Below are 8,583 nucleotides of genomic sequence, written 5' to 3' on the forward strand. Positions count from 1 at the left end.
GAGGCCGCGCGCGACGCCCGCGACCGCGACGCCCGCGCCGAGGCCGAGCGTCAGGCCCGCGTCGTGCGCGAGATCGGCACCGGGCTGGACCGGCTGGCGGCTGGCGATATGACGCATCAGATCGCCAGCCCCGCGCATGATCCCTTTCCGCAGGGCTATGATTCGCTGCGCTTGGCGTTCAACGGTGTCGTTGGCGGCCTGTCGGACACGATCCGACGCATCACCGACGTCGCCAACCAGGTGCGCGGCGGCGCGGACGAGATCAACATGGCCGCCGGAGAGCTGTCCAGCCGCGCCGAGACCCAAGCCGCCACGCTGGAACAGTCCGCCGCGGCCCTGAACCAGATGAACGAGAGCCTGCGCCAGACCGCCGAACGCGCCCGAGAGGCGGAGCGCGCCAGCGGCCAGAACCGCGACATCGCCCGGACCAGCGCGGCCGTCGTGGCCGATGCGGTCACCGCCATGCAGGGCATCCAGCGGTCGTCGGAACAGATCACCCGCATCATCGGCGTCATCGACGACATCGCGTTCCAGACCAACCTGCTGGCCCTGAACGCGGGCGTCGAGGCCGCTCGTGCCGGAGAGGCGGGTCGCGGCTTTGCGGTTGTGGCCTCCGAGGTGCGGGGCCTTGCGCAGCGCGCGGCGGAATCCGCGCGCGAGGTGCGTGGCCTGATCTCGCAGAGCGCGGCGCAGGTCAGGACCGGGTCCGATCTTGTGGGCCGGACGGGCGACAGCCTGGGGGTCATCCTGCAGAAGGCGTCGGACGTGTCCGAACAGATCGCGGCCATCGCCCTGGCCACCGCCGAACAGTCCATCGGCCTGTCCGAGATCAACAGCGGCGTGAACCAGCTGGACCAGGTGACCCAGCAGAATGCCGCGGTGGCAGAACAGGCGACGGCGGCGTCCATGTCGCTGCGCCAGCAGGCCCAGGTCCTGTCGACCGAGATGGGGGCGTTCACCGTGACCGATCAGGCACCGCCCGCCCAACGCCCGTCGCTTGCACCGGACTTTGCGGTCGAGGCGCGTCCGATCCGGGTCGCGGCCCCGGCCGGTCGAGGGCAGATGCTGGAGTTCTAATGCCGCGCGACGCCGCCCGCATAAGCGCATGCTTGTGCGGGCGGCCAATTCGTGGTACACGCCGCCCTGCGGACCGGGCCCCTCTGGCAGCATGATCGTCACGATCGGCTGCGATGTCGGACCGCATCGAGCGTGCTCGGTGCATCGGTGGCCCTTCCGTCGTCCCTTGCCCCGCACATTTTCAGTCTTGCGAGGGCATCGTGGAACTTCTTCTAAGCGAATTCTTGGGCAAGCCCATCTGGATGTGGCTGCTTTTCATGGGGCTGGTCATCGCCCTGCTGGTATTCGACCTGGGGGTCCTGAACAAGGACGACCATGAGATCGGGATCGCCGAAAGCCTCAAGCTGTCGGCCATGTACATCACCTTGGGCATCGCCTTTTCGGGCTTCATCTACTGGACGATGGGCGGGGAGGCCACGGCGCAGTACCTGACCGCCTTCATCGTTGAGAAGACATTGGCGATGGACAACATCTTCGTCATCGCGCTGATCTTCAGCTTTTTCGCGATTCCGCGCGAATACCAGCACCGCGTGCTGTTCTGGGGCATCTTGGGAGTGATCCTGCTGCGCGGCATCATGATCGGCCTGGGCGCGACCATCGTCGAGAACTATCACTGGGTCCTGTACCTGTTCGCGGCCTTCCTGATCTTCACCGGCATCAAGATGCTGTTTGCCAGCGACGATCACACGGACATGGCCGACAACAAGGCGCTGAACTGGCTGCGCCGCCGCATGCGCGTCACGGACGAGCTTCACGGCCATGCCTTCACGGTCAAGATTCCTGATCCCAAGACCGGCAAGCTGGTCCGCTGGGCCACGCCCCTGCTGCTGGCGCTGATCGTGATCGAGATCGCGGACCTTGTCTTTGCCGTCGACTCGGTTCCCGCGGTGTTCACCATCACCACGGACCCGTACCTGGTCTACACCTCGAACATCTTCGCGATCCTGGGCCTGCGGGCGCTTTACTTCGCGTTGGCCGCGATCCTGCACCGCTTCGCCTATCTGAAATACGCGCTGTCGATCCTGCTGATCTTCATCGGTTCCAAGATCTTCATCGCGGACCTGATGGGCTGGGAGAAGTTCCCGCCGTCCTGGTCGCTTGGGATCACGTTCTTCATCCTGACGGTGGGCGTGGTCGTGTCGCTGGCCAAGACCCGCGGCCAGTCTCCCGAACCGCTGCCCTTCGGCGAGAACCGGAACTGACCCGGACCATCTGCTTTTCGCGTCGGCGCCCGAAAGGCCGCCGGCGCAAGTTCCGCTGTTCCCATAGCGTGATGACGAAACATTCCGAACGCGCACAGTGACCTGTCTTGGACGCAGAGAAGGCGCGCATGGGTGATCGTACCATGTAGTCTAATCGTCAAGATTACCGAGCCGGGAAAAAATTTCATCCCGCCGTCATTAGGCAGTAATTTCAGATCGCCTTTAATCGGTCGCATCGGTTCCGAGCATGATGATCGGCTTCGTCCCTGGTCCAGGCTTCATTCTCGGCGTCAAAGTAAGTCGTACTCGTGACGCTATCGGGCGACATCCGAGTTCCGACAAGTCAGTGTCCTCTCGCGATTCCGTAGCTGGACGCCAGCAAGACCGCGGGGTGAATATGGATGCTGCGGCACAATTCTATGATAACCGGTGACGGCATCATGGGATAAGACACGTTTCCAGCGGTGCTTTTTCCTGTTCCGCTTTTTATAAATTCGGCCCTTCTGTCGGTTTTGCGGGGGAGGGGAGGAACGCGCGGACCATGCAGAAATTTGCTGGTTAGGCCTACAGAGCATGCTATCCAAAAAAGTGATATGCATGCATGTAGCGTCGTTAGGACGGCTACGCTGCCATGGTCTCCGTGCAACTGATTAGTCTCGCCTCGACAAGAACGTGGATGCTTTCTCCGCCGAGAGGCGTAGGAATGAAGGCATCCGTTGATCGTTCACCACCGTGCCTTTACACAGGTCAATCCGACGAAGGCGGTTTATTGGCTGCATACTGTCGGCCCGAATGACGGCAAGGCCCTCTGGCAGGTTTGTCACGACGTGCGACGACGCCGGACGTCGTGTTCCGTCGTTTCACCAAAAGCACAATTACAACTGCCATAATGTCCGTTTGTCAGGGCAGCATACTGTCCAACATTATCGACGCACGACCGGAGCAATCTTGTCGATCATCACGTTGGTCAACGGTCCTACTGTGAATCCGCGCTTAGCCGTAGTACCGTGGCTGGACGGAACTGGCTATCCGTCGATGGGTCACCTCAGCGAACCAAGGCGTGAGATTAGCATCAACAGCAATCCAGACCCGGAATTCAGATGATGACTTGCTCTTCTGCAGCGCCAGAATCCGCGCAGGGCGCCTAGGAATTACCGGTACAATGTCTTGCGAAAGCCTCTGCAGAACGGTGAGTTGCATAAATATGCGACTGCTGGCACGGGCGGCACCAGTCATCGTCGTTCAACCATGGACGGTTCGATAACCGCGACTGTGCCCAAGGAATGCTCGGTGCAAGGTCAGGACCTTCTGTGGCGCTGGTATCGGCACCGACCCACGCATCTGTCAGCGCTCGCCGGAGCGCCGGGTTTGGGTCGGTAGAGACCGACGGGGAGCGCGGGTCGGTGCAGTCCTTACAGCTGCGCCAGAACGGCAGTGGTGATGGCGTCGGTGGTGTCGCGGCCCGGGTGGGTGCCGATGCCGCGGGCGGTGGCGGCCTCCAGTGCGGCCATGATGCGGGCGGCGGGGGCCGTCTGGCCCAGGTGGTCCAGCATCATCGCCGCCGACCAGAACGCCGCCATCGGGTTGGCGATGCCCTGATCCGCGATGTCGGGGGCCGAGCCGTGGACCGGTTCAAACATCGACGGGTTGCGGCGCGTCGGGTCGATGTTGGCCGAGGCCGCAAAGCCCAGGCCCCCCTGGATGGCCGCGCCCAGATCGGTCAGGATGTCGCCGAAGAGGTTCGAGGCCACGACCACGTCCAGGCTCTCGGGGGCCATGACCATCCGCGCGCACATTGCGTCGATGTGGTAGCGGGTGACAGCGACGTCCGGGTATTCGGCGGCCAGTTCGTCGGTGACCTCGTCCCAGAAGACCATGCTGTGGCGCTGTGCGTTCGACTTGGTGACCGAGGCCAGCTTGCCCCGCCGCGCCTGCGCCTGTTCGAAGCCGAAGCGCAGGATGCGTTCAACGCCCGTGCGGGTGAAGATCGAGGTCTCGACCGCGACTTCGTCCAGGGTGCCCTGGTGGACGCGGCCGCCAGCGCCGGAATATTCGCCTTCGGTGTTCTCGCGGATGCAGAGGATGTCGAAATCGCGGGTCTTCAGCGGACCCTCGACGCCGGGCAGCAGCCGGTGCGGGCGGATGTTGGCGTATTGGACGAAGGCCTTGCGGATGGGCAGCAGCAGCCCGTGCAGCGACACGGCATCTGGCACGCGGGCGGGCCAGCCGACCGCGCCCAGGAAGATGGCGTCGAAGCCGCGCAAGGTCTCGATCCCGTCCTCGGGCATCATGCGGCCGTGCTGCAGGTAATGATCGCAGGACCAGGGAAAGCTCTCGGTCGCGATGTCGGCGCCGCTGGCCTCCATGACGCGCAGGGCGGCCTCGGTCACGGGAATGCCGATGCCGTCTCCGGGGATCAGGGCGATGCGGTGGGTCATGGAAGGCTCCTCAGATTTCATTCAACACGGTCTTGTGTTGGCCACGTTCGCGACAGGCCGTGCAGCCCGGATCGCTGCCGATGCCCAGTTACCCGCAGTCCCGACCGGCAGGGCATGATCGCACCAGCGACCATGGCGGTTGATCCGGACCGTGCCTGTCCGGAGCCGCCGCATGGCCGGTGACGGGGCGCGTGTAACGTGCCGGCGCAGGGACCCTAGGTCGGATAGGCCGACAGGTCCATGGCCTGACCCGCGTTGTCAAAGCTGCACGGCGTCGAAAGCCCTCTTCCAGATGAAGTGCCAGTCAGGCGCCGCATTCGACCGGAATGCCTGGGACGCGGAGATGTCCGGGGCTGTACATCCTTGATTGCCCGACCACCGCCTAAGCGGAGCACCGCGCGTGGATTCCGCAGTCATCGTCACGGAAAGCGATGGGCGGGGCAGCACTGTCACTTATGGTATCCGGTGGAGGGAGTACGGGGCACGAGCAGCACGCAGGAAGCGAGGGCCGGTCGATCACACGACCCCGCGGGTGGGCGATGCTTTTGAGATCACAGACGTCAAGATGCAGCGACGATCGACTGGCCTGCCGCCACTGCCCCATCTCAGAATAGGGAAATACACGCGTGCGGGGCGACTGATCGGGTTGGTCCCATGATTTTTAGGCAGCCATGGCAGCGCCGGGCGGGGACGGGGTTCGACGGCCCGTCTGCGAAGGCCGTTGCACGCGGATTGCGTCCCGCGGTGGCCGGGGGCTGCGCGCCCCCGGACCCCCCGTGGGTGCACGGTGACGCCGGTGGTTCCGTATGAACCGCATCGTTTTGGACATTCTTGCATTCGACCGGTCTGCGGACGGACGACGCGTTGCGGGATATTGTGCACTTCAAGGATAGGGCAGGAGCACATCGTGACATCTGGAACCGGTGCCGACATGACGGCGCCCGAAACCGAGGGGGGTGCGTTGGGCGCGCTTTTGCCGGCGCTGGCGCTGGCGCTGGCGGGGCTGGTCGCGCTAGCGGGCCATGCATTGACCCGCCCGGGCGCGCCGGGACAGTTCCTTGTCATGACCCGTCCCGGCCTGCATCGGGCGCAGGTTCTGGACCTGGTCCATGCCGCCGGGGGCGGGGTGATCGCCTTTGGCGCGCTGCCTGGCCTGTCGATCGTGCTGTCGGGCGACGAGGGGTTCGAGGACCGCGTCCGCCAGCGGGGTGCATGGCTGGTGCTGCCCGCGCCGGGATCTTTGGGATGCGTCGCGTCGGACGCGGAGGGGGCACGATGAACGTCGAACTGAACGCGCTGCGGGCGCGCTATGGCCGGATGCTGGTCACGCTGTTCTGGGCGCATGTCCCGGTGATCGGCCTGGCCGCGGCGTGGGTGGGCAGCATGTCACCGCTTACGGCGATGGCGCTGGGCGGGGGGCTTGCCGCGCTTTACCACCTGCTGTGGAGGCTGCGCCGCACCCGGCCGGTGACGCGCAACATCGCCGCCGTGGCCCTGGTGGGCGAGCCTGCGCTGTTCCTGCTGGCGTTCGAGGGGCACGCCTGGCAGATGGACATGCACATGTACTTCTATGCCGTGCTGGCGCTGAACCTGGCATGGTTCGACCGGTCGGCCCTGATCATGTCGGCGGCAGCGATCACCGTGCATCATCTGGTGCTGTTCTATCTGCTGCCGAATGCCGTGTTCTCGACCGACGGCGACGTGGCGCGGGTGCTGCTGCACGGGGCCATCGTGGCGTTTCAGACCGCTGTTCTGGTCTGGGTCAGCGACAAGGTCGTCCAGTCCTTCGACCGCATCGGCAAAATGAGCGACGAGATCGTGGCAAAAAGCGCCGCGCTGGAGGAACGCACCCGCGAAGCCGAGGAGGCGAACCGCACAAAGAGCATGTTTCTGGCCAACATGAGCCACGAGATCCGCACCCCCATCAACGCCATCCTGGGCTTTTGCCACCTGGTCCAGCGAACCACGCTGGAACCGCGCCAGCGCGAGCATGTCAGCCGGATCAGCACCGCGGGGGGCGTCCTGTTGCGTCTGATCAACGACCTGCTGGACTTTTCCAAGAACGAGGCGGGGGCGCTGACCCTTGAGGCGCGGCCCTTCGACCTGCGCTCGGCGATGTCATGCCAGGTCCAGATGGTGGCCGACACCATGGCCGCCCGCCGCCTGACCTTGCGCCAGGAGATTGACGAACGCCTGCCCGAGATGCTGGTCGGGGACGAGCTGCGCCTGAACCAGGTGCTGCTGAACCTGTTGAGCAACGCCACCAAGTTCAGCGAGGATGGGGAGATCGTGCTGACCGCCCGCCTGGTCGAACGGCAGGACGACCAGGCCCGGGTCGAGATCTCGGTCAGCGATTGCGGCATCGGCATGACGCCCGACCAGGTAGGCCGGCTGTTCACGCCGTTCACGCAGGCCGACAGCTCGACCACGCGGCGGTTCGGGGGGACGGGGCTGGGGCTGGCGATCTGCAAGCAGATCGTCCAGCAGATGGACGGCTGGATCCGCGCGGAGAGCGTGCCGGGGCAGGGCAGCCGGTTCACCTTCTCGCTGTGCCTGGGGATCGGACAGGTGGACGCCGCCGAGGCGATCCTGCCCTGCAGCGCGATCCGCGCCCTGCGCATCCTGATCGCGGATGACAGCCCCATCGCGCTGAAGATGCTGGAGGCGATCTTTGCCCGCTGGCAGATCCGGGTGATCCTGGCGCCCTCGGGCCGCGCGGCGCTGGACATGGTGCAGGCGGCGGATCAGCGGGGGCATCCCTATGACCTGGTGATCCTGGACTGGAAGATGCCCGATCTGGACGGGCTGCAGACGCTGCGCGCGCTGCGGCGGGTGGATCTACGGCGGATGCCCGCCACGATGGTGATGACCGCGCACGGCGTCGACGCCGTCATGGCCGAGGCCGGCGGAGAGACGATCGACCTGTTCCTGGCCAAGCCCATCAACGCGCGCAACCTGCTGGATGCGCTCAAGCAGCTGCCCGGGCTGGCCGAACGCCATGTCCCCAAGGTCGCGCCCGACCTGCCCGCCGCCCCCGTGCTGCCCGAGGCGATGCGCGGTCAACGCGTGCTGCTGGTCGAGGACAATCCGATCAACCAGGAGATCGCGGTCGCGCTTTTGGGCGATGCGGGCCTGCTGGTCGATTGCGCCGAGAACGGGCTTGTCGCCTGCCGGATGGTCGAGGCCGGTGCGGCGGGCTATGCCGCCGTGCTGATGGACATGCAGATGCCGGAGATGGACGGGCTGACCGCCACGCGGCAGATCCGCCTGACGCACACGGCCGAGGCCCTGCCCATCATCGCGCTGACCGCGCATGCCTATGACGACGAACGCCGCGCCTGCATGCAGGCGGGGATGTGCGATCACGTGACCAAGCCCGTCGATCCCGCGCGCCTGATCGCGGTGCTGGCACGGCACATGCGGATCGTGCCCACCGCCGCCGCCCCGGCCCCGCGGGCCGAGGGGGTTGGCGCCGCGGACCTGCCCGACCACCTGCCGCCCTTCGACATCCCCGCCGCGCTGGCGCGGGTGAACGGCAAGCGGCCGCTGCTGCGCCGCCTGATCCTGTCCTTTGCCGAAGGGAACCGCGATGCTGTCGCGCAGATCGCACAGCTGATCGCCGACGGACGACGCCAGGACGCGCATCGCGCCGCCCATACCCTGAAGGGGGTCGCGGCCTCGCTGGAGCTGCCCCGGATCGCGGCCCTTGCCAGGCAGATCGAGGCGTTTCTGCAGGCCGATGACACGACCGGCATCGACGCGCTGTTGGCGCAGCTGTCCGGCCCGCTGGCTGCAGCGATCGCCGCCGCCGACAGCCTGACGGCGGCGGCGGGCACGTCCCACGCGGCCGCGTCGCCGCCCACCCC

The 8,583-nt window shown here is 65.8% G+C and carries 5 protein-coding genes; 4 read left to right on the forward strand and 1 reads right to left on the reverse strand.

Going from position 1 to position 8,583, the window contains the following annotated elements; genetic code table 11:
- The coding region (locus tag FHD68_RS15890) for a methyl-accepting chemotaxis protein (protein ID WP_139086199.1) at nt 1–1,077 on the forward strand (1,077 nt) is incomplete at its 5' end.
- A 200-nt stretch (nt 1,078–1,277) separates the two neighbouring features.
- Complete coding sequence (locus FHD68_RS15895; protein ID WP_045983577.1) at nt 1,278–2,279, forward strand: TerC family protein; 1,002 nt, start codon at nt 1,278–1,280, stop codon at nt 2,277–2,279.
- 1,412 nt (nt 2,280–3,691) lie between these two features.
- Here the strand turns inward: FHD68_RS15895 and FHD68_RS15900 are convergent.
- A complete protein-coding gene (locus FHD68_RS15900) occupies nt 3,692–4,717 on the reverse strand; it encodes a tartrate dehydrogenase (RefSeq protein ID WP_127898953.1) in 1,026 nt (341 codons plus the stop codon).
- A 907-nt stretch (nt 4,718–5,624) separates the two neighbouring features.
- On the opposite strand from FHD68_RS15900, the gene FHD68_RS15905 reads away from it, so the two are divergent.
- Nucleotides 5,625–5,996, forward strand: a complete 372-nt coding sequence (locus FHD68_RS15905) for a hypothetical protein (RefSeq protein WP_127898952.1) — start codon at nt 5,625–5,627, stop codon at nt 5,994–5,996.
- The coding region (locus FHD68_RS15910; RefSeq protein WP_167550421.1) for a response regulator at nt 5,993–8,583 on the forward strand (2,591 nt) is incomplete at its 3' end. The genes FHD68_RS15905 and FHD68_RS15910, both read left to right, overlap by 4 nt.

The organism is Paracoccus marcusii (assembly GCF_006151785.1).
Classification (GTDB): Bacteria; Pseudomonadota; Alphaproteobacteria; order Rhodobacterales; family Rhodobacteraceae; genus Paracoccus; species Paracoccus marcusii.

Coding starts and splice junctions, on each gene's coding strand:
- FHD68_RS15900 (WP_127898953.1), bottom strand. CDS start 4,717: ATGACCCACCGCATCGCCCTGATCCCCGGAGACGGCATCGGCATTCCC.